Source organism: Aeromonas sp. 6P (assembly GCF_051919525.1).
GTDB classification, from domain to species: domain Bacteria; phylum Pseudomonadota; class Gammaproteobacteria; order Enterobacterales; family Aeromonadaceae; genus Aeromonas; species Aeromonas veronii.
Genome location: NZ_JBQBEO010000002.1, coordinates 2,550,849 through 2,572,753, shown reverse-complemented (window position 1 = coordinate 2,572,753; position 21,905 = coordinate 2,550,849). Strand labels below are relative to the sequence as shown.

Sequence of the window (21,905 nt, the reverse complement as noted above, 5' to 3'; positions counted from 1 at the left end):
CACTCCCATTTGGTTCCCGCCATGGTACAGAAAAGCTGGATAGTAATCATGGGGTTGCGTGCTGTTGTACGCCGTACTTTGTCCAAAGGCGATCCAGTTCACCCTTTTGTTGCAGAGTTGCCAGCCATTGTTCCAGCTGGGCAGGGGTAATGGGGGCCTCAGGGTGAAGGATGGCGCGGTGTTGATACTGTTGATCCCATTTTTGCGAGATCAGCAGCTGGTCGGCTGTGTCGGGATTGGCCAGCAGATACTGATTAAGGTACGAAACGTTGAGAATGGCTACCTCGCCGCGCCCTTTGAGTAGCGCTTGCAGGGCGCTGACGTTGTCTTTGACCAGGGTGATATTGAGCTTGCGCTGCAGGTAGAGAGGATCGGCATTGAACTGGCCGACGCCGTAGTGATAGCCGGTCACCCCGATGAGGTGATGGCTGGCAGGATCGTCAAAAAAGCGCTGATCCCGGCCCGCTTTGTTCAGGGCCACATAGACCTCGCCACCACCGAGGAAGGGGGTTGTCATCTTGAATTTATCGGTGTCCCAGCCCCACTTGGTGTCTTCAAACAGCATCAGCGAGAAACGGCCCAGATCGAGCGCCTTGTAACGGTTGGCGGCCGAGGTGGGGACAAAGACGAAGGTCACCTCTTTCTGTACGGCATTGAGCTGGTCGATAAGCTCCAGAGTCAGTCCTTCATAGCGGGAATCGGGGAGTTTGATCACAAAGGGGGCATAGGGGTATCCACCAACCTTGATGAGGGGATGGCTCCAGCCAGAGAGGCTGAACAAGAGCAAAAACCAGCACCAATATCTCATGGGATCCCCAAGGCAATAGCTTGCTCCCAGATTCGGTTAATCTGCGCCAGTTTTCAAGCTGTTAAGGGAATTAACACAGCGTTGTTCGGCGGCTTCCAGCTCGGCCATCACCATATGGATATCCTCCAGTTGCTGGCGCAGGGCGCCGCGTTTTGCCTCGATCAGCTGGATCATGGAGTGGAGCTGGGTTTTGCTCGATTTGTCGGTGTCGTACATATCGAACAGCTCGCGGATCTCGGCCAGGCTAAACCCCAGCCGTTTGCCGCGCAGGGTCAACTTGAGCCGGATCTTGTCCCGATGGCTGTAGATGCGGGTTTGCCCCTCCCGTAGCGGGGTGAGCAGCCCCTCATCCTCGTAGTAGCGGATGGTGCGCGGCGTGACATCGAACTCGTGGGCCAGCTCCGAAATGCTGTAGGTGATCTCCTTGCCGGGCAGGGAACGGGACATGATCATGACTCCTGTTGCTGGGCGTGTGGCTGGCAGAGGCGGGCACGCAGCCGTTCGGCATTGGCGTGCAAGGCCTGACCGACCCGCGAGCCGTTGGCGCGGCCGAGCTGCTCGCTGACCCACTGGCCGGTGGCCGCCAGTTTGTCGAGATCCACTCCCGTCGTCATGCCAAGGCCGTGCAGCAGGTAGACCACCTCTTCTGACGCCACATTGCCGGAGGCGCCCGGCGCATAGGGGCAGCCGCCAAGCCCCGCCACCGAGCAGTCGATGGTGCGAATACCACGCTCCAGCGCGGGTAGCAGGTTGGCCAAGCCCTGACCGTAGGTGTCGTGAAAATGGACCGCGAGCCGTCCCGCCGGGATCTCGTGCAGCACCGCATCCAGCATGGGGGCCACGGTGCCCGGAGTGCCGACGCCTATGGTGTCCCCCAGCGAAATTTCGTGGCAACCGAGATCCAGCAGTTGCTCGGCCATCGCAGCGACTCGTTTCGGGCGGGTCGGGCCATCGAACGGGCAGGCGATGACGGTGGAGAGGTAGCCACGCACCTTGATGCCGAGGCGGCGCGCCTCCTGAACCAGCGGGGCGAAGCGCACCAGCGATTCCTCCACGCTGATGCCGATATTGGCGCGGGTAAAACCGTCGGAGCAGGCGGTGAAGAGGCCAATCTCATCGGCGCGGGCGGCAATGGCTGCCTGCAAGCCTTGCAGATTGGGCACCAGAGCGCCGTAACGGGTTGAGCCCTTGCGCGGCAGTGCCTCGAACAGCGCTGCGGAGTCCGCCATCTGCGGCACTTTTTTGGCAGAGACAAAGGCACCCACTTCGATGCGTTGCAGGCCGCTGTCGGCCAGTCGCTGGATCAACTCCAGCCGTTGTACCAGGGAGAGGGGCGCAGCTTCATTTTGCAGGCCATCGCGCGGCCCCATCTCCACCAGACTGACTCTGTCGTCACGGACGTCCTGTGATCGGTTCATGGGTGATCCTCCTGTGAAGCTATCTCTTCGGCAAAGCGCACCAGCACGGCCCCCTGGCTTACCTGTTCGCCCTGTTTGCACTGCAGGGCTTCAATTACCCCGTCCTGCTCTGCACGCAGTTGGTGTTCCATCTTCATCGCCTCCAGCACCAGCAGGGGTTGCCCCTTGTTGACCGCTTGTCCCTGTTCGACCAGCACGGCTACCACTATGCCGTGCATGGGGGCGATGGCGCCCTGCGCCTTCTCGTTTGCCTGATCATGGTGGTGGCTGTGCTGCCGATTATCGGCCGCGAAGCGGATGCGCTGGCCCGCCAGGGTCATGATGAAGGTTGCCTCCGAGCCTGCGACCGTTTGAATGGGGATCTGCTGCCAGCAGCCACCATGCTGCAGCCGGATATGGTCGTCACCTCTCTTGTAGCAACGGGTCTCCCCTTGCCACTCAAACTGGCCGCCATGATCGTTAAGGGTCGATACCCGGTGCTCATCACCGATGCGCACCACCGCTGTCCAGCAGCGATCCGGCCCCAGCCGAAATCCGCAGGCTTGCTGCCAGGGGGAGGTGCCCGCAGGGCGGCTCGCCAGCCAGAAGGCGGCCAGCGGCCAGGCGAGCTCAGGAATGGGCCGTGCTGTGGTGGGTATGGGCCACTGGGTATGGTGGCCCATGGCCAGGACGTCAGGCTCTTCACAAAGGCGCAGCAACAGCGCGCCGTTGTGCACCAGCGGGCCGAGATCCAGTGCCGCCAGCGCATCGGCCAGTTGGGCGAACGCCTCGGTGCGGCTCTGGCCGTGGGCGATCAGCTTGGCGATCATGGGATCGTAATAGGGGCTCACCTCATCGCCAGCGGTAACGCCGGTGTCGATGCGCACGCCAACGGGCCAGTAGAGCCAGTGGATAGGCCCGCTGGCGGGCAGAAAACCGGCCGCCACATCCTCGGCGTAGAGGCGCGCCTCCACTGCATGGCCGCGCAGCACCACTTCCTCCTGGGTGAGTGGTAGCGGCTTGCCTTCTGCCACGGCCAGTTGCCAGGCCACCAGATCCTGCCCGGTCACCGCTTCGGTGACCGGATGCTCCACCTGCAGCCGGGTGTTCATCTCCATAAAGAAGAACTCATCCTTGCAGAGCAGGAACTCGATGGTGCCAGCCCCCTGATAGTGGATGGCTTTGGCTGCGGCCACGGCTGCCTCCCCCATGGCGCGGCGCAGAGCCGGAGGGATGTCGGGGGCGGGCGCCTCTTCGATAACTTTCTGATGGCGTCGCTGCAAGGAGCAGTCCCTATCCCCCAGATAGATGGCGTTGCCGAGGCTATCGGCAAAGACCTGTACTTCCACATGGCGAGCCTGGGGCAGATAGCGCTCCAGCAGTACCAGATCGTCACCAAAGGCAGCCTTGGCTTCCCGTTTGACTGCCGCCAGCGACTCGTCAAAGTCGGCCAGCTGATCGACCCGGCGCATTCCCTTGCCACCGCCGCCACTGGAGGCCTTGATAAGCAGCGGGAAGCCAATCAGGCTCGCCTGATCGCGCAAGAAGTCCGGTCGTTGATCCGTGCCGTGATAGCCGGGCAGCACAGGTACGCCGGCAGCCTGCATCAGCGCCTTGGCCCCCGATTTGTCGCCCATGGCGAGAATGGCGTCGCCGCTTGGGCCGACAAAGCGCAGGCCGCGCTGTTCGCAGGCGGTGGCAAAATCGCTGTTTTCCGACAGAAAGCCGTAACCGGGATGGATGGCATCGGCGTGCGCCTCTTTGGCAATCTTCAGCACCTTGCCGGTGTCGAGATAGCTCTCTCTGGCAGGTGCGGGCCCCAGATGCCAGGCCTCATCGGCCAGACGGGTGTGCATGGCGTGGGCGTCGGCATCGGAGTAGAGGGCGATGGTGTGGATGCCGAGGCGTTTCGCCGTCTTGATGATACGCACGGCGATTTCGCCGCGATTGGCGATCAGCAGACGTTTAATCGGGGTGTGATAGTTCATGTCTCATCCTTGAAACGGGGACGCCAGGCGGGAGGACGTTTGTCGAAGAAGGCCTGCATCCCCTCCTGGGCTTCGAGTCCCACCCGAACCCGGGCAATGGTCTCGACAGTTTTCTCTTCGTGCAGACGGGAAGGATGGGCCTCTATCGCCGCCAGCAGCCGTTTGGTCTCTTTCATCGCTTCCGGCCCGTTGCGGCACAGACGAAGGGCTTGCGCCCGTCCCTCCGCCAGCAGTTGATCCGGCTTGCAGAGTTGGTGTGCCACATTGAGCCGACAGGCGGTAATGGCATCGAACGGCTCGGCACTGAGCATGTAGCGGCGCGCCTGACGCATTCCCATGGCGCGTACCACGTAGGGGCTGATCACAGCAGGCACTAGCCCGAGGCTCACCTCTGAGAGGCAGAAGCGGGCATCGTCGCTGGCCAGCACCAGATCGCAGGCGCATATGAGGCCCAGCGCCCCGCCATAGGCGGCCCCTTGCACCAGTGCCACCGTAGGGAAGGGGAGCTCGTCGAGGGTCTGCATCAGCCGCGCCAGTACCCGGGCGTCTTCGCGATTGTGCTCGAAATCGGCGTGGGCCAGATTGCGCATCCAGTTGAGATCGGCGCCCGCGCAAAAGTGTTTGCCCTCGGCCCGCAGCAGCAGGACATGAGGGCGTTCGGCGAGATCATGACCATGGAGATGGGCCAGATCATCGAGGCAGTCGAGCAGCCCCAGCATCAGGTCGGCATCAAAGGCGTTGTGGTGGGCCGGGCGCGACAGCACCAGTTCGGCCAGCGGGCCATGCCGCTCCAGCCGAAACGGGCCCTGTGTTGAAGAGCCAAGTGCTGAGGAAGTAAGTGGATCTGACATGGGTTTGCTCCTTACATCCGGAAGATGCCGTACTGCTCGGGTTCAATGCGGTCACCCTGACAGGCGGCGAGCGCCAGCGCCAGCACGGTGCGGCTCTGGGCCGGGTCAATGACGCCATCATCCCAGAGGCGGGCGCTGGCGTAGTAGGGGTGACCCTGCCGCTCATACTGCTCGATCACCGGGGCACGGATGGCGGCCGCCTCCTGCTCGCTCAAATCTTTGCCCTCGGCAGCCAGCTTGTCCCGACGCACCTGCACCAGCACCCCGGCAGCTTGCTCGCCCCCCATGACAGAGATGCGGCTGTTGGGCCAGCTAAAGAGAAAATCGGGCTCATAAGCGCGGCCGCACATGCCGTAGTTGCCGGCACCAAAGCTGCCGCCGACGATCAGGGTGATCTTGGGCACCCGGCTGCAGGCCACTGCGGTGACCAGCTTGGCGCCGTGCTTGGCGATCCCCTCTTTTTCTGCGCTACTCCCCACCATAAAGCCGGTGATGTTCTGCAAAAAGAGCAGCGGGATGGCACGCCGGTTACAGAGTTGGATAAAGTGGGCCCCCTTCTGGGCACTGTCGCTGTGCAGCACGCCGTTGTTGGCGAGGATGCCCACTTCCATGCCGCAAATACGGGCAAAGCCGGTCACCAGTGTGGTGCCGAACAGCGCCTTGAATTCGTCAAAATCAGAGCCATCCACCAGTCGTGCAATCAGTTCGCGGGCGTCGTAAGGGCGTTTGAGACTGGTGCCCACCAGACCGTAGAGTTCCTCGATCGGGTAGCAGGGGGGCTCGTAGCCGGGGCTGCTCTCTACCGGATTGCCGCCCAAATGAGTCACCAGCGTACGGGCGATGGCCAGCGCGTGGGCATCGTCACGGGCCATATGATCAGCAACGCCGGAGTGGGCACAGTGCACTTCGGCGCCGCCCAGGGCCTCGGCGCTGATCTCCTCGCCGGTGGCGGCCTTGACCAGCGGCGGACCCGCCAGAAAGATGGTGGCCTGCTCCCTGACCATGATCGACTCGTCCGCCATGGCGGGCACGTAGGCGCCGCCAGCGGTGCAGAGCCCCATCACCACTGCCAGTTGAGGGATGTTTTGGGCCGACATGCGGGCCTGGTTGTAGAAGATGCGGCCAAAGTGATCCCGGTCGGGGAACACCTCATCCTGCATCGGCAAGAAGGCGCCACCGGAATCCACCAGATAGAGGCAGGGGAGGCGCAGCCGCTCGGCGATGGCCTGGGCGCGCAGGTGTTTTTTCACCGTGAGCGGGTAGTAGGTGCCGCCCTTCACGGTGGCGTCGTTCACCACCAGCATGCAGAGCCTGCCCGAGACCCGGCCGATGCCGGTGATGATACCGGCGGCGGGCACCGGCTCGTCATAGACCTGCCAGCCAGCCAGCGCCGACAGTTCGAGAAACGGGGAGCCCGGGTCCAGCAACTGATTGATGCGCTCGCGGGGCAGCAGCTTGCCGCGGGCCTGATGGCGGGCGTTGTTGGCCGCGCCGCCCCCTTGCGCAATCTCGGCAATGCGGGCATTAAGAGCGTCGACCAGCCCCTGCATGGCGGCCCGATTGGCCGCATATTCCGGGCTCGCCGTGTCGAGGCGGGAGTGGATACGACTCATGCATTTTCTCCCATCAGCTCGCGGCCGATGAGCCAGCGGCGGATCTCCGAGGTGCCGGCGCCGATCTCGTAGAGTTTGGCGTCCCGCAGCAGGCGACCGGTGGGGTATTCGTTGATGTAGCCGTTGCCGCCGAGCAACTGGATGGCATCGAGCGCCATCTGGGTGGCGTTTTCGGCGGCAAACAGGATGGCTGCGGCGCAATCTTTACGGCTGGTGCGACCCTGATCGCAGGCGCTCGCCACCGAGTAGACCAGCGCCCGGCTGCTGGCGAGGCGGGTATACATGTCGGCGAGCTTGCCCTGCACCAGCTGGAACTCGCCGATGGCTTGACCAAACTGCTTGCGCTCACGCACATAGGGCAGCACTACATCCATGCAGGCCTGCATGATGCCAAGGGGGCCCGCCGCCAGCACCACCCGCTCGTAATCGAGCCCGCTCATCAGCACCTTGACCCCGCCGTGCAGGGTGCCCAGCAGGTTTTCCTGCGGCACTCGGCAGTTGTCGAACACCAGTTCGCAGGTGCTGGAGCCGCGCATCCCCAGCTTGTCGAGCTTCTGGGCGGTAGAAAAACCGGGAGTGCCGGCTTCAACGATAAAGGCAGAAATCCCTTTGGGGCCTGCACTGGCATCTGTCTTGGCATAGATGACAAAAGTGTCGGCATCCGGGCCGTTGGTGATCCACATTTTGTTGCCGTTCAGCACGAAGTGATCGCCCTCGCGCTCCGCGGTGAGGCGCATGCTAACTACATCTGAACCGGCTCCCGGCTCGCTCATGGCCAGCGCCCCCACATGCTCGCCGCTTACCAGCGGGGGCAGGTAGCGCGCTTTCTGCTCCGCCGTGCCGTGGCGGTGGATCTGGTTGATGCAGAGGTTGGAGTGGGCGCCGTAGGAGAGGCCGACCGAGGCGCTGGCGCGGCTCACCTGCTCCATCACCAGCACGTGGGCCAGATAGCCGAGGTTTACCCCGTCATACTCCTCCGCCACCGTGATGCCGTGCAACCCCTGCTCACCCATCCGGGGCCAGAGATCACGGGGAAAGGCGTTGCTCTGATCGATCTCGCTGGCGCGTGGGGCGATCACTTTCTGGCAGAAGGCCGCAACCTGTTCGGTCAGGGCATTCAGGGTCTCATCCATCTGCATCCATGCTCTCCTTGCGGATATGACAGTCGGGTAGGAAGGTTGGCTCGACCGGCTGACTCGGCGTTACGGCTGGCAGTGGTCGGTCCATTTTGTACTTCACTTCTGCCACAAGTTTACGTTAGCGTAAACGTAAATCAATTGTTAATCTGTTGTGTGTCGATAAAGCGGTGGTAGTGAGAGCGTCATCAGCTACCACGACAACAGCGCCATAGTGGCAGATCCGAATGACCAGTGTGTGGCGCCGCGTCATAAAGCACTAACTCAGGAAAGTAAGCGCGGGAAAATAAGCGTGGGGCAACAAGGGAGTGAACGACGAGATGGATTTTACCCTGACCGATGATCAACAGGCGTATGTGGAGGCGGCCGCCGCCTTTGCCGATGAGGCGCTCAAACCCCATGCCGCTCGCTGGGACAAGGAGCATGAGTTTCCGATCCCGACCATCAAGCAGGCGGCCGGGCTAGGTTTTTGTGGCCTCTATACTCCGGAGCTGTTTGGCGGATTGGGGCTGCCTCGCCTCGATGCGAGCCTCATCTTCGAGCGCCTCGCCATGGGGTGTACCTCGACCACGGCGTATCTGACTATCCACAACATGGTGAGCTGGATGCTGGGCAGCTGGCTGCCCACCGAGGTTGCCAAAGAGTGGGTGCCCAAGCTGGTCAGTGGCGAGCTGCTGGGCTCCTATTGCCTCACCGAGCCGGGGGCAGGCTCAGATGCGGCGGCCCTCAAGACCCGGGCGGTGCGCGAGGGTGACAGCTACCTCATCGAGGGGACCAAGGTCTTTATCTCGGGGGCAGGCAGCAGCGATGTGCTGGTGGTGATGGCCCGTACCGGTGGTGAAGGTGCGAAGGGGATCTCTGCCTTTATGGTGCCGGCTAATGCCCCCGGCGTGAGCTATGGCAAGGCAGAAGAGAAGATGGGCTGGAACAGCCAGCCGACCCGGGAGGTTGTTTTCAACGGGGTTCGCATTCCTGCCTGTTATCGGTTGGGCGAAGAGGGGGAAGGATTCAAGTTCGCCATGCAGGCCCTCGATGGGGGGCGCATCAATATTGCCACCTGTTCGGTGGGCACCGCCCAGCAGGCGCTGGACGATGCGCTGGCTTATGTGCAGCAGCGCCAGCAATTTGGTCACCCGATCAGCGAATTCCAGAGCGTGCAGTTTCGCCTGGCCGATATGGCGACCGAGCTGGCTGCCGCCCGTTTGCTGGTGCGTCAGGCCGCCGACAAGCTGGATCGCGGGGCTCCCGACAAGAGTGCCTGGTGTGCCATGGCCAAACGGTTTGCCACCGATGTGGGTTATCGAATCTGTGATGAGGCTCTGCAACTCTTTGGCGGCTATGGTTATATCCGCGAGTATCCGCTCGAGCGCTATCTGCGCGATACACGGGTACACCGCATTCTGGAGGGCACCAACGAGGTGATGCGACTCATCATCGCGCGCCGCATGCTGGCCGATCCCGGTTTGTCGCTGGGCTAACCGGTGGTCGCATCAAGGGTGTGTTGCCTGCCACCCGATTTGCACCATGCCATGCCGGTTTCGGCTTTGTGAGCCAGCCACAGGTTGGTGTCATTCAAGCCTGTCATCATGGCGGCAGCTTCATCGACAAGGACAATGTTATGACAAGGATCAGACTCGAATATCATGGCCACGTGGCCTATATCACCCTCGACCATCCCCCTGCCAATACCTGGACCCTCGCCAGCCTGCAGGCCTTTTTGCAGATGATGGTGGAGCTCGACAGTCGTCCCGATGTGGTGGCACTGGTGATCCGTGGTGCGGGCGACAAATTTTTCTGCGCCGGTGCCGACCTCAATATGTTTGTCGAGGGGAATGTCGAGCTGGCCCGCGAAGTAGCCGAGGCCTTTGGCAAGGCCTTCGAGGCGCTGGCCCGTTTTCACGGCGTCAGTATCGCCGCCATCAATGGTTATGCCATGGGCGGTGGCCTGGAAGTGGCGCTGGCCTGTGATATCCGCATCGCCGAGCAGCAGGCGTTGCTGGGACTGCCGGAAGCCTCGGTGGGCTTGCTTCCCTGTGCCGGTGGCACCCAGCGCCTGACCGAGCTGGTGGGGCCGGGCTGGGCCAAGCGGATGATCCTCTGCGGTGAGAAGGTGAGTGCCTCGCTGGCCTACGAGATGGGGCTGGTGGAGGAGGTGGTGAAAACCGGTCAGGCGTGGGAGGCGGCGCACCAGATGGCCCATCTGGTGGAGCGCCAGAGCCCGAGCGCCCTGCGCGCCTGCAAAATCCTGATCAATCAGGGGCGCAGTGGCCCACGGGATGCAGCCTTGCCCCTTGAGCGAGCGCTGTTTCTCGATCTCTTTAGCGATGCCAACCAGCGTGAAGGGGTGGCCGCCTTCCTGGAGAAACGCTTACCGCGCTGGCAATATGGCCCAACAGAATAAATCCATACGGAGCCGTTTATGAGTGAGCCGGTCAAGGTTAGCTGTTATCCCACCGAAGATGGTCATCAGGTCGGGGTGTTGACTCTCGACAGCCCTGCGTCTCTCAACGCATTGAGCCTGCCGATGATCCAGATCCTGCAACAGACGCTGACCCGTTGGGAGCAGGATCCCGTCATCGTCTGTGTGCTGCTGCAGGGGGCGGGTGAGAAGGCATTTTGTGCCGGTGGCGATATCCGCTCCTTCTATTACCGCAAGCAGGAGGCGAGCGGATCGGAACTGTTCGAATATGCCCGCGACTTTTTCGAGCAGGAGTACCGGCTCGACCACCACATCCACTCTTACCGCAAGCCCCTGATCTGCGTGGCGGACGGTATCTGCATGGGGGGCGGTATTGGCCTGTTTGCCGGAGCCGATTTTCGGGTGGTGACCGAAAAGAGCCTGTTCGCCATGCCGGAGGTGACCATAGGCCTCTACCCCGACGTGGGAGCAAGCTGGTTTTTAAGCCGGATGCCGGGGCGGCTGGGGCTCTGGCTCGGTCTGACAGGTGCCCGCTTCAACGGGAGTGATGCCATCGGTCTTGGGCTGGCGGATCACGCTATCGACAGTGGCGAGTGCAGTGCGCTGTTGTCACGCCTCGCCGTACTCGACTGGGCTGGCAGTGGTGAGCCTCGTGAGCAGATCGATCTGCTGCTCAGGGGATTGCACCGTGAGGTAGCGGCCCGGTTGCCAGCGCCAGTATTGCTGCCCCATCAACAGAGGATCGATGCCTTGCTGGCGGGACGCACGCTGCAAAGGGTATTGGCGCGGTTGTTCGAGGCTCAGTTCGATGAACAGGAGGCGGTACTCCAGCAGGCGCAGCAGCTCTGCCGCACCGGCAGCCCCATCAGCCGTGCCATTTTGTGGCGCCAATATTGGCAGGCTCGCCGCTATTCCCTGGCCGAGGTATTTGCCGAGGAGCTGACCCTCTCGGTCAACTGCGTGCTGAAGGGGGATTTTGTGGAAGGGGTACGGGCACTGCTGATCGACAAGGATAAAGATCCCCGCTGGCAACAGTTGCCACCGGAGGGGGAGTGGCTGAATGATTTCTATCGCTGGCCGCAGGGGCGCAATCCGTTGGCCTGCAAGGAATAACATCTTGGCAACCGGCGCACGCCGCCATCAGCAACGCAAGGAGCAAGCGGGATGACAAGGATAGGGTTTATCGGGCTCGGCAACATGGGGGGGCCCATGGCGGCCAATCTGGCCAGGGCCGGGCACAGGGTGCAGGTGTTTGATCTGGTTGCCCAAAACATTGAGCGCGCTATCGCCGCTGGCTGCATCGCCGCGGGGGATGCCCGTGAGGCGGTGACCGGCTGCGAGGTGGTGATCAGCATGCTACCTGCGGGGGAGCATGTGCGCGATCTTTGGCTGGGCGAGAGCGCCGGTGAGCGAGGTGGGCAGGATCTGCTGGCCGCCCTGCCGGTTGGTGCACTGGTGATCGACTGCTCCACCATAGATGTCGACTCTGCCCGTCAGGTCGGGGAGGCGGCCCGCGCACGCGGTTTGCGCTTTATTGATGCCCCCGTATCGGGCGGTGTCGCCGGTGCGGCCGCCGGGACGCTCACCTTTATCGTTGGCGGCGATAGGGCGGATTTCGAGTCGGCGAAACCTCTGCTCGCCTGCATGGGGCAGAACCTGTTTCACGCCGGGGCGCTGGGTGCCGGGCAGATCGCCAAGATGTGCAACAACATGCTGCTTGCGATCCATATGGCGGGTACCGCCGAGGCGCTGGCCCTCGGGGTGAAGGAGGGACTGGATCCCGCCGTGCTCTCCACCATCATGGGCAAGAGCTCCGGCAACAACTGGAGTCTGGAGCGCTACAACCCCTGGCCCGGGGTGATGGAGAATGTCCCTGCCGCCCGCAACTATCAGGGGGGCTTTATGACCCGTCTGATGGTGAAAGATTTGGGGCTGGCCATGGCGCTGGCCGAGCATGGCCACAGCGCTGTGCCGATGGGGGCGCTCGCCCGTAACCTGTTCAACCTGCATGCCGCTCAGGGGCAGGGGAGCCGTGATTTCTCCAGCATCGTCGAACTCTATCTGGATAAACAGGATCCCGCCTGACGGGCCACCTCTCTTCAAGGCATCTCCCTTCGACCGCTACAAGGAGCATTGATGGATATCAAAGATAAGGTCATCGTTATTACCGGCGCTGGACGTGGCTTGGGACGGGCCATTGCGCTGGCCCTGGGCGCACAGGGGGCGACGCTGGCGCTGCTCGACATCAATCGCGCCGATCTGGAGGCGACCGCAGCCCTGGTGCGCAGTCAGAATGATCAGTGCGATCAAGATAGCCAGTGCGAGCTGTTTGTCTGCAATGTGGCGAGCGAAGCCGAGGTTGAGTCGGTTTTTGCTGCCATCAAGGAGCGTTTTGGCGTGCTGCACGGTCTTATCAACTGCGCCGGCATTTTGCGCGATGGCATGCTGATCAAGGTGAAAGAGGGTGAGCTGGTGGAGAAGATGACGCTGGCCCAGTGGCAGAGCGTGATTGACGTCAACCTCACAGGTACCTTCCTCTGCGGTCGCGAGGGAGCGGCGCTGATGGCGCAAGGGGGGCAGGGGGGCGTCATCATCAACATCTCCTCCATCGCCCGCGCTGGCAATATTGGCCAGAGCAACTATGCCGCCAGCAAGGCGGGGGTTGCCTCGCTGGTGGTGACCTGGGCGCGGGAGTTGGCGCGCCATGGCATTCGGGTGATGGGGATTGCCCCCGGGGTGTTTGCCACCGACATGACGGCGGCGATGAAGCCGGAGGCGATGGCGCGGATGCAGCAGGCCATTCCGGTCGGCACCCTTGGCGAGGCGCAGCAGCTTGCCGAGACGGTGAGCTTTATTTTTGCCAACGACTATCTGTCGGGAAGGATGATAGAACTGGATGGCGGTTTGCGTTTATAGGGATTTACATAATGGGCCCCGGTGTTTCCACCGGGGCTTTTTTATGCAGATTATTTATACAGAGAGTGCCTGAATGGCGATGCATAGGAACCATGCGAGTCAGGCTGTGTTGGCAGAAAAATGAGAAATATCAATGGGTCTTGGTTAATTTGAGCCAGCTCACAGGCCATATGGGTCAGTGCTGTAAAATTGCGCGCGGTCAAGGCGGTGCATGATTGACGGGACGAGGGATTGCGGTCGGAATAGTCATGCAATATAGTTGCCGCCTTTTTCACGGGGTCAGGATTCCCAGCCCCTCCCATATTGCGCGCAGTATGAATACGGACGCTCTGCCGCCGCCTAAATAAACAGGATTGAAATGGACAAGAAACTAGGGCTGGGCGCCCTCATTTCGCTGGTGATCGGCTCCATGGTCGGCGCCGGGGTCTTCAGTCTGCCACAAAACATTGCTGCGCATGCCAGTGCCGGGGCGGTCGCCCTGGGTTGGGCCATCACCGGTCTTGGCATGATCTGTCTCGCGCTAGTCTATCAGAACCTCTCCATGCGCCGCCCCGATCTCGATGGCGGTATCTTCAGCTATGCCAAGGCCGGTTTCGGCGATTTCATCGGTTTCAACGCCGCCTGGGGTTACTGGCTCTGCCAACTGCTGGCCAACGTCTCCTACGCCATCGTAGTGTTCAGCGCCCTGAGCTACTTCTTCGATACGCCTGACAACGTCATCTTCGGTGACGGCAATACGCCGGTGGCCATCACGCTGGCCTCCATCCTGATCTGGTCGGTGCATGCGCTGGTGCTGCGCGGGGTGCAGGTCGCTGCGCTGGTGAATATCGTCACCACCATCGCCAAGATGGTGCCGCTCATCGTCTTCTGTGTCGCGATCCTGCTGGCCTTCAACATGGATACCTTCACTCTGGATATCTGGGGCCAGAACAACATGGAGCTGGGCTCCGTGATGGATCAAGTCAAGTCCACCATGAAGGTGACCCTCTGGGTCTTTATCGGGATTGAAGGGGCCGTGGTGGTCTCTGCCCGTGCCCGTCATCGCAAGGATGTGGGCCGTGCCACCGTGCTGGCGCTGCTCGGCGCCTTGACACTCTATGTGATGGTGACCCTGTTCTCGCTGGGTGTCATGAGCCAGCCGCAACTGGCGGCGCTCAAGAACCCTTCGACCGCCATGATCCTCGAAGCCGTGGTCGGCCCCTGGGGCGCCTGGCTTATCAACATCGGTCTGGTGGTGTCGGTGATGGGTGCTCTGCTCAGCTGGACCGTGCTGGCCGCTGAAGTGCCCTACATCGCGGGCAAGACCGGTGTGTTCCCGGGCTGGTTTGCCAAGGAGAACAAGAACGGCTCGCCGCAGGTGTCCCTCTGGTGCTCTACCTGTCTGGTGCAGATCTTCCTGATCATCATCTACTTCCAGAGCAGCACCTATCTGGCGCTGGTCAACATCGCAACCTCGGCGGCGCTGGTGCCTTACGTCTTTTCGGGCGCTTATGGCCTGAAGCTGGCATTGAAAGGGGAGACCTATCAGGGTCAACCTCATCAGCGCAAGCGTGACCTGCTGCTGGCCTTGGTGGCGACGGTTTACGGCTGCTGGCTGGTATACGCTGCCGGTGTGGAGTACCTGTTGCTGGTGGCGCTGCTCTATAGTCCGGGCATCTTCATCTACTGGAAGGCGCGTCAGCATCACGGTCTGCGCGGCCTTAACCGGTTGGAGCAGGGGATGACGGCGGCCCTGCTTGGCTGTGCCGTGCTGGCCTTCTACAAGGTGATGGACGGTACCATTCCACTGCACTAACCGGCACAATGAAGAGATGGCCCTCGCGCCATCTCTTTTTTTCATGCAGATATCCACTGTTGCCCGGCCGTGTTGGCCAGTTTTTGTTTAACACAGGAATTTTTATGCTGTTTATGGGTTACCTCCTGCTGGGCGCCTTTGCCGGCATGCTGGCAGGGCTGTTCGGGATTGGCGGTGGATTGATCATTGTCCCCGTGCTGGTCATGACCTTTCGCGCCCAGGGCATCGACCCTGAAATAATTACCCATCTGGCCCTCGGCACCTCGTTGCCCACCATGATCTTTACCGGATTCAGCTCGCTTAGAGCACATCAGGAAGCGGGCGCCGTCGATTGGGTGATGATCCGCCGACTCGGCGCCGGCATGCTGATCGGGGGTTGGCTCGGCGGCATGACCGCCAATCTGCTCAGCACCAGCACCCTCAATATCATCATCGGCTGCTTCGCCTGGAGCATGGCGCTACAGATGGCGCTCAACCTTAAACCCAAAGCGGAGCGCCATATGCCGGGGCCGCTCGGCACAGGCATTGCCGGTACCATCATTGGCTGGATGTCAGCCCTGTTTGGTATTGGCGGTGGCTCGCTCACTGTCCCTTATCTGAGCTGGAACTCGGTGCCAATGCGCAATGCGGTAGCGGCCTCTGCAGCCTGCAGCATACCCATCGCGCTGGCGGGGAGCCTCAGCTACCTCTATGCGGGTTGGGATCATGCCGATCTGCCCGAGTGGAGTGTGGGCTACATCTATCTGCCCGCCCTGCTGGGCATTGTGCTGACCAGTACCCAGTTTGCCCGCCTTGGTGCCAAGCTGGCACACCGATTGTCACCAAGACGCCTCAAGCAGGCATTTGCTCTGCTGATGCTGCTGGTGGGGGCGAAATTTATGCTGTTTAGCTGATTCATTCGGCAGATTGTTGAAAAATAAGGCAAACGATCTGTTGGAGGGTAGAAAGCCGTTGCATTGAACGCCCAGTTTGCCTATTCTCTTCGCCGGTGGTCCTATTGGTCCTCTCGCATTGATAACCCGTCGACCTGGTCAGGACCGGAAGGTAGCAGCCAAGGCGGGGGACTCGAGTGCCGGGATGTGGCTGGTAGGGCCACCACTTGTTTCTGCAATTCAATAAGTTACAGCTAATAGCCCCCTTCAGACCTCTTGGTAATCCACTTTGTTTGGATGAATCAGGAGTCTTCTCTGTGAATCTCTGGCTCAGTCCCCACGGCATCTGGTATTACCGGAAAGTCACCACGCTCCCCTGGTCGCCGCAAATAGATCCAAAAATCCCTGCATACCCGAGACAAACTTTGTGCATGCAACAAGGTGACCAAGCTGTTTGCTTGCCTGTATGCGTTTCAGACCCAAGCCCATTCAGTTGCCTGCAGAGGTCAATGTTGCCCCACATGAGCAATCAGTAGCCCGGAATCAGGGGGGGGGTTATTGCTTGGTGACACGCATGGCTGCGTTGTATTTGAGCCGCCCATGGGAAATATGTCTGTTTATCTCGCTCAGTAGCGTCTCTTTATTGATGGGCTTGGTGATATACCCGTTCATGCCATGGGAAAGATAGTATTGCTTGGATTCCGGCATCGCATCCGCCGTCAGGGCGATGATGGGGATATCTGCCCAAGGCATCTGGGAGGTGCGGATCCGGGTGGTGGCCACCAGGCCATCCATCACTGGCATCTGGACATCCATCAACACCAGATCAAATTCGGTGTGACCCAGTTTCTCCAGCGCCTCTTCTCCCTGAACGGCCAGTGTGACCTGATGGCCCACGGAGTCGAGCATGGCGCCGATCACCTTGCGGTTGGTGGCATTGTCATCAACCAGCAAGATGCGATAGCTCTCCTGATCCAGCGGCTTGGACGGCAGGCAAACAATCGAGGGGGTCGTGGCTCTGGCGGGCCAGATGTAGGTAAAAGTACTGCCATGCCCCTCGCTGCTCTCTACCGAGATATCGCCGCCCATCAGGCGTGCGAGGTTACGGGATATTTCAAGTCCCAGGCCCGATCCGCCATATTGGCGGGTGATCGAGACATCCGCCTGGGCGAAACGTTGAAACAGGTTCTTTAGCTGACTTTTGCTCATGCCGATCCCGGTGTCCTGGATCGAGATGCGTATCGAGTGGCGATCCTGCTCCAACAGGGTGCTATCAACGCGAATATTGACCTCTCCCTGATGGGTGAATTTGATGGCATTGCTCACCAGATTGAAGAGGATCTGGCGCACTCTCAGCGGGTCGATCATCAACCACTCCGGCGTATCGGGGGCAACAGTCAGGGTCAGTTTGATCCCTTTCGCATCACAGTTGCTTTGCATCAGGGCCCGGATATCCTCCAGCAGCTGGGGCAAGTGATGGGGGGCCAGTTGCAGCTCGATCTTGCCCTCTTCCAGCTTGGATACATCCAGAATGTCGTTGAGCAGACCGAGCAGATGGTTTGCCGATTCCCGCGCCGTCTCCAGATAGTCTCGCTCCCTCGGATCCATATCCCGGTCGGCCAGCAGGGAAAGCATGCCGAGAATGCCATTCATGGGTGTGCGAATTTCATGGCTCATGTTGGCCAAAAAGCTGCTTTTGGCTCTTGTGCCTGCCTCTGCCGCCTGATTTGCCCGCAGCAGTTTGTCATTGAGCTGCTGCATCAGTTTGTGTTGCAGAAACGAGATATTCATTTGCCGCCAGATCAGCAGGGCGAGCACAAAGAGCAGCGCAAATTGCAGGGTCGCGATGAGTGTCGTCGTGATGATCTGCTCCCTCACGCTGTCGCGACGCGCCACATCAAACAGGGTCGCCTGCTGGTTCACCTCCAGAGTCAGCTGATGGAGCAGGGGGAGCAGGGAGGCAAGCTGTTGGCGCAGCTCCTGATGGGCAAGATTGTCGAGCGGCTTGGTGGCTTCCGGGCCGAGCCAGATATCCGCCAGAGAGATGTAGGATCGAATGGCTTTGCTTGCCTGCTGATATATTTCTGTTTGCTGAAGCAGGCTGCGATCCTTGCTCTCCAGCACCAGATCCATGCGGCTGACCAGAATATCGTATCTGAGCTGGAAGGTCGGTTGCGACTCATGGAGCAGTGAGCTTTGAAAACGCAGTGCTTCGTTATAGAGCTGGAAATAGTTCCACATCACGTTGTCTTCGCCTTGGCTGGTACTGCGCTGCAGATCCTGAAATTGCCGGTACTGAATGGTACCAATACCGGCAAAGGCAAGGAGCAGCACGCAGAGCACCACAAACAAGAAACGTTGACTGGCCGCCATGGAACGCATGATGGGATTTACTCCACTTTTATCGCGCTGATCTGCCAGATAGCCCGACCGTAATAGAGCTTGTTTTGCAGTTCGGGATATTGATCAAACGGATAGACAAGGAACAGCGGCCCTTTGTCACGCACCGACAGTGGCTTGCCATTGATCGTGCGGGCGAGGATGACCCGATACTGCTCGGCATCGCTTGTCGGCACCTGTACCGAGTAGTCATTGAGCGCGGTAATGGTGAGCTGTTTGCCGGTTGCCCCGACCTTGGCCAATACATCTTGCAGCAGCGGGCCGCGAAAAGTCTTGGCTTCGTCATACCAGGGGGTATGGGTTTTGATTTCGTGTACCGGCAGTTGATCCAGCATGGCGCTGTCCCACAGGGCCAGAGCCTGATGAGTGGGGCTGCTGATGGCGCCTTCAACCTTCAACACGGCGCTGTCAGGGGAGGGGGCTGCGTATGCGGTGCCGCAAAGGGCTGCCAACAGTGGTGCGATGTAAAGGCCTGTTTTCATGATCTCTCCTTCCTGGAAAATGGCGGCATGGGGGGCCGAGCCAACGGTGGCTTGTGAGGTGTGTCCAAAGGCAAGCAATAATCGGGCCCAGTCTAATGGGCTTGAATTATCAGCCATTTAGCCTGTTATCTGGCGATCTCGGCCAAGGTGAATTGCAGTTTGCAACGTGCGGGGGAGGTTAATTGCAATTTGGCAATCAAAACGAGGAGTGGGTGTCGGTGAATAAGGCACAAAGAGTATCATTTGGAGAACAAGTGCCGTGGCACTGCCCGGCATAACATTTGCAACGTGCTGAATGCCGTGACAGCAAATAGTCTGAGAATCGACAAGGAGCTAGCGATGGAAAGCATGACTTACACCCTTAATGATATCCAGGTAGTGGTACTGGAAAACGAGTTTGACGCGATGGCCGTCAGTGAGCTCCGCCCGTTGTTTGAAACCCTCTCGACCCACCCGGGAGATATCCTGGCCGATATCAGCGATGTTCATTTTATCGACTCGTCGGGGATCGGAGCCTTGGTATTTCTCTATAAAAGATTGATTATGAACGGGCATCAGATGGCCCTTGTCTGTGGACCCGGTCAACCTCATGACCTGCTGGAGATGCTGCATATCGACCGGGTGATCCCCTGCCATGAGAGCATCAAGGCCTATATGCGTTCCCGTGGCATGATGGCCGCGGCATCATGAAACGCTTTGGTATCCTGCTCTCGTCCATTCTGCTGTCGGGTTGTGCGCAGTGGCCGCCGGAGGGGTATGGCGGCATGGCAGAGGCAAGACCTACCCGTATTCCGGTCAATGAGGATGAACGGCGGGCCTGGTCTCGTTATGATGAGCGTCAGAAGGAACTCGACTTGCTGCTGACGGAATTAAAGCAAGCGAGTCTGCAGGGGTGTATGCCTGCCGAGTTGAAACGACTACAATCTCAACGTATTGATATCGAACGGGATATGCACGGACGGCTCTGGTCGGATGTAGCCTGGCGTCAGACCGTGCTGGCACAATCACTACAACAAGTACGTTTGCGGCTGCAACAGACAACAGCGGATGGCTGTCGTGCTGATTGGTCAGGGCTCCCCTTACGCCAATGGGGGCAGACGTAACAGACGAAAAGGATGTCTATGAAACGGGGCGCTCTCGAAGGATTGATCTGTGTTCTCTTGCTGTTGTTCACCTGCCCGTTACTGGCCTCCACCTTGTTGGCTCCCGGTGATCGGTTGGCCATAGTGCAACCCGGTGAGCCTGCTTTTGATCAGCCTTTCCAGATCAACAAGCAGGGGGAGATTGCACTGCCTGAAGTTGGCAACGTCGTGGTGGGGGGAAAGACCCTGCAACAGGCGGATGAACTGATCCGCACCGCCCTCAAACCTGTTTACAACAACCTCTCTCAATTGACCGTCACCTTGCTGGAGAAGCGGCTGCTGATCAGCGTGATGGGCTATGTCAAAAAACCCGGCAGTTATGATCTGGCGCCCGATGGCAACGTGCAGATGGCCCTCGATGCCGCTGGCGGTCTGGTGCCCGGTGCTCAGCTCAACAATATGCAGGTGCGGCGTGGCAGCACGGTCTCTAGCTTCGACTACAAGCGTTATCTCGATACCGGCGATGCCAGCGTGTTGCCGCCATTGCAATCCCTTGATGTGGTGTTCGTACCCGCCTCTCCGCTGATCGGCAACGTGCAAATAGATTTTGATGCGGCAACCCTGGCGGCAGGCGGGGATGGCGATACCGGTAAGGCGATCAAGGTATTTGGCGAGGTCAACAGCCCTGGCGCCTTCAGTTTCAAGAGCGGCAACTCCATCGTGGATCTGCTGATGCGAGCCGGTGGGGTGACCCGCTTTGCCGGGGTGGAGCGGATCCGGGTGATCAATGGTGATGCTCCCGAGCTGTTCGATCTCAAAGCCTATCTCGACTCCGGCAACAACAAGTTGCTGCCCAATCTGGCGCCGGGCGCCACCATCTTCGTGCCCAAGGATGAAGAGCAGATAAAACGGGGGGCACGCACCATCTACATCATGGGCGAGGTGTTCAAACCCGGCGCCTATGAGGGGCGGGAAGGGGACTCCTTCCTCGATATTCTGGCCAATGCCGGCGGCCCGACCCGCTATGCCGAGAGTCGCCAGATCCGTTTGCTGCGCACCGATGGCACGATCGAACCCATCGACTTGCAGGCCTATACCGAAGGGATGCAAAAGGCGCTGCCCCAAGTCAAACCCGGTGATGCCATCTTTGTGCCGGAAAAGACCGATATCAACGAGAAGTCCTGGTTGAAAGTGGCACCCGGGCGGGCGGTGATGGTGATGGGGGCGGTGCGGATCCCGGGGCGTTATGAATGGTCTGACGAAATGTCGTTGCTGGATCTGATCGCCCACGCCGGTGGCCCCAACGAGCGGGCCGATATCGCCAAGGTGCAGATCCTGACCGCCGAAGGGGGGCAGGCCACGCCAACCCTGTTTGATCTCGACAAGTTCCTTCATCAGGGGGGGGCGCTGGCCAGCCTGCCGAAGATCCGGGCCGGATTCACCATCATGATCCCCGAGCTGCCCACCGATCCCAGTGACAACAAATCCCAGTGGGTGCGCCAGTCACCGGACAGTTCCATCTATATCTTCGGTCAGGTCGGAGCCCCCGGTCGCTATGCCTTCAATGAGCAGATGGGCTTTATCGACATCCTGTCGGCCGCCGATGGTCCGACTGCGGCGGCGGATCTGCGCAATGTGCGCATCGCCCATCGCAGTGGCAGCACTGCGCGGGTCAGCAAGCTCGACCTTGCTCTCTACTTTGAAACCGGCGATGAAACCTTGCTGCCCAAGGTGCTGCCCGGCGACTCCATCTACCTGCCGGAGAAGAATCGCCCCTGGCTCGATGAGCCCAAGGAGAACACCATTCGGGTGTTGGGGGCGATTGCCCGTCCCGGTCGCTACCGTTTTGACTCCTCCATGACCCTGCTGGATCTGCTGGCCGAGGCAGGGGGCCCGACCAGCAGCGCCTATATCAAGAAGATTGTGGTGATCAACATGGCCACCAGTGGTCAGGGGGATCAGGCCCGCAGCTTCGATCTCGACGGCTTTGCCAAAGAGCCCGACTTTAGCCAGTTACCGGTGCTGCGCGCAGGGGACACCGTCTTTATCCCTGATAGCAAAAGCAGCAACTGGGCCATCTTCATGGATGGCATGCGCGACATCCTGACCACGATCTCGGTGGTGGCCCTGGTCGGGACGCTTTGAT

General features: G+C 60.3%; 19 protein-coding genes and 1 other RNA gene. 11 read left to right on the top strand and 9 right to left on the bottom strand.

Going from position 1 to position 21,905, the window contains the following annotated elements; translation table 11 throughout:
- Positions 1-46: 46 nt before the first annotated feature.
- Genes ACTG2J_RS12010 through ACTG2J_RS11980 form a run of 7 tightly spaced genes read right to left on the bottom strand, consistent with a single transcriptional unit; the run spans position 47 to position 7,796 of the window.
- The gene (locus tag ACTG2J_RS12010) at positions 47-808 is read right to left on the bottom strand and encodes a substrate-binding periplasmic protein (protein ID WP_113739403.1); all 762 of its coding nucleotides are present in this window, start codon (positions 806-808) and stop codon (positions 47-49) included.
- A gap of 36 nt (positions 809-844) precedes the next feature.
- The gene (locus ACTG2J_RS12005) at positions 845-1,255 is read right to left on the bottom strand and encodes a MerR family transcriptional regulator (protein ID WP_439988572.1); all 411 of its coding nucleotides are present in this window, start codon (positions 1,253-1,255) and stop codon (positions 845-847) included.
- A 2-nt stretch (positions 1,256-1,257) separates the two neighbouring features.
- Positions 1,258-2,226: a hydroxymethylglutaryl-CoA lyase gene (locus tag ACTG2J_RS12000; RefSeq protein ID WP_439988573.1), complete on the bottom strand. Its 969-nt coding sequence runs from the start codon at positions 2,224-2,226 to the stop codon at positions 1,258-1,260.
- Positions 2,223-4,193 carry an acetyl/propionyl/methylcrotonyl-CoA carboxylase subunit alpha gene (locus tag ACTG2J_RS11995; protein WP_439997523.1) on the bottom strand — a complete coding sequence of 657 codons (1,971 nt, stop codon included), beginning with the start codon at positions 4,191-4,193 and terminating at the stop codon, positions 2,223-2,225. Before ACTG2J_RS11995 ends, ACTG2J_RS12000 begins: the two co-directional genes overlap by 4 nt.
- Complete coding sequence (locus ACTG2J_RS11990; RefSeq protein WP_265783846.1) at positions 4,190-5,044, bottom strand: enoyl-CoA hydratase-related protein; 855 nt, start codon at positions 5,042-5,044, stop codon at positions 4,190-4,192. The genes ACTG2J_RS11995 and ACTG2J_RS11990 overlap by 4 nt, the downstream gene beginning before the upstream one ends.
- A gap of 11 nt (positions 5,045-5,055) precedes the next feature.
- Complete coding sequence (locus tag ACTG2J_RS11985; protein ID WP_265783845.1) at positions 5,056-6,657, bottom strand: carboxyl transferase domain-containing protein; 1,602 nt, start codon at positions 6,655-6,657, stop codon at positions 5,056-5,058.
- Positions 6,654-7,796 carry an isovaleryl-CoA dehydrogenase gene (locus ACTG2J_RS11980; protein ID WP_201953300.1) on the bottom strand — a complete coding sequence of 381 codons (1,143 nt, stop codon included), beginning with the start codon at positions 7,794-7,796 and terminating at the stop codon, positions 6,654-6,656. Before ACTG2J_RS11980 ends, ACTG2J_RS11985 begins: the two co-directional genes overlap by 4 nt.
- A 317-nt stretch (positions 7,797-8,113) precedes the next feature.
- Here ACTG2J_RS11980 and ACTG2J_RS11975 point away from each other — a divergent pair, with 317 nt between their 5' ends.
- The 8 genes from ACTG2J_RS11975 to ffs all read left to right on the top strand — a co-directional run bounded on the left by ACTG2J_RS11975 (position 8,114) and on the right by ffs (position 16,015).
- A complete protein-coding gene (locus tag ACTG2J_RS11975) occupies positions 8,114-9,271 on the top strand; it encodes an acyl-CoA dehydrogenase family protein (RefSeq protein WP_201953303.1) in 1,158 nt (385 codons plus the stop codon).
- A 140-nt stretch (positions 9,272-9,411) separates the two neighbouring features.
- The gene (locus ACTG2J_RS11970) at positions 9,412-10,194 is read left to right on the top strand and encodes an enoyl-CoA hydratase (RefSeq protein WP_439997522.1); all 783 of its coding nucleotides are present in this window, start codon (positions 9,412-9,414) and stop codon (positions 10,192-10,194) included.
- An 18-nt stretch (positions 10,195-10,212) separates the two neighbouring features.
- On the top strand, positions 10,213-11,325 hold the full coding sequence (locus ACTG2J_RS11965; protein ID WP_201953306.1) for an enoyl-CoA hydratase/isomerase family protein: 1,113 nt from the start codon (positions 10,213-10,215) through the stop codon (positions 11,323-11,325).
- Positions 11,326-11,376: 51 nt separating this feature from the next.
- Positions 11,377-12,297: a 3-hydroxyisobutyrate dehydrogenase gene (mmsB, locus tag ACTG2J_RS11960; protein WP_439997521.1), complete on the top strand. Its 921-nt coding sequence runs from the start codon at positions 11,377-11,379 to the stop codon at positions 12,295-12,297.
- Positions 12,298-12,348: 51 nt separating this feature from the next.
- Positions 12,349-13,128, top strand: a complete 780-nt coding sequence (locus ACTG2J_RS11955; protein WP_005345138.1) for an SDR family oxidoreductase — start codon at positions 12,349-12,351, stop codon at positions 13,126-13,128.
- Positions 13,129-13,486: 358 nt separating this feature from the next.
- Positions 13,487-14,923: an arginine-ornithine antiporter gene (gene arcD, locus ACTG2J_RS11950; RefSeq protein WP_005336921.1), complete on the top strand. Its 1,437-nt coding sequence runs from the start codon at positions 13,487-13,489 to the stop codon at positions 14,921-14,923.
- Between the two features lie 104 nt (positions 14,924-15,027).
- On the top strand, positions 15,028-15,816 hold the full coding sequence (locus tag ACTG2J_RS11945) for a sulfite exporter TauE/SafE family protein (RefSeq protein ID WP_113739414.1): 789 nt from the start codon (positions 15,028-15,030) through the stop codon (positions 15,814-15,816).
- Between the two features lie 102 nt (positions 15,817-15,918).
- Positions 15,919-16,015: signal recognition particle sRNA small type (gene ffs, locus ACTG2J_RS11940), an RNA gene on the top strand.
- A 335-nt stretch (positions 16,016-16,350) separates the two neighbouring features.
- Here ffs and ACTG2J_RS11935 read toward each other — a convergent pair.
- Together ACTG2J_RS11935 and ACTG2J_RS11930 are read right to left on the bottom strand one after the other, a co-directional pair.
- On the bottom strand, positions 16,351-18,177 hold the full coding sequence (locus tag ACTG2J_RS11935; RefSeq protein ID WP_368174108.1) for an ATP-binding protein: 1,827 nt from the start codon (positions 18,175-18,177) through the stop codon (positions 16,351-16,353).
- Positions 18,178-18,185: 8 nt separating this feature from the next.
- Positions 18,186-18,677 carry a molybdopterin-dependent oxidoreductase gene (locus tag ACTG2J_RS11930; protein ID WP_219264008.1) on the bottom strand — a complete coding sequence of 164 codons (492 nt, stop codon included), beginning with the start codon at positions 18,675-18,677 and terminating at the stop codon, positions 18,186-18,188.
- Positions 18,678-19,016: 339 nt separating this feature from the next.
- On the opposite strand from ACTG2J_RS11930, the gene ACTG2J_RS11925 reads away from it, so the two are divergent.
- Genes ACTG2J_RS11925 through ACTG2J_RS11915 form a run of 3 tightly spaced genes read left to right on the top strand, consistent with a single transcriptional unit; the run spans position 19,017 to position 21,904 of the window.
- Complete coding sequence (locus ACTG2J_RS11925) at positions 19,017-19,367, top strand: STAS domain-containing protein (RefSeq protein ID WP_005333409.1); 351 nt, start codon at positions 19,017-19,019, stop codon at positions 19,365-19,367.
- Entirely contained in the window at positions 19,364-19,780 is a 417-nt protein-coding gene (locus tag ACTG2J_RS11920) for a hypothetical protein (protein WP_139429626.1), read from the top strand. Before ACTG2J_RS11925 ends, ACTG2J_RS11920 begins: the two co-directional genes overlap by 4 nt.
- Positions 19,781-19,798: 18 nt before the next feature.
- Entirely contained in the window at positions 19,799-21,904 is a 2,106-nt protein-coding gene (locus ACTG2J_RS11915; RefSeq protein WP_005360128.1) for an SLBB domain-containing protein, read from the top strand.
- Position 21,905 lies beyond the last annotated feature (1 nt).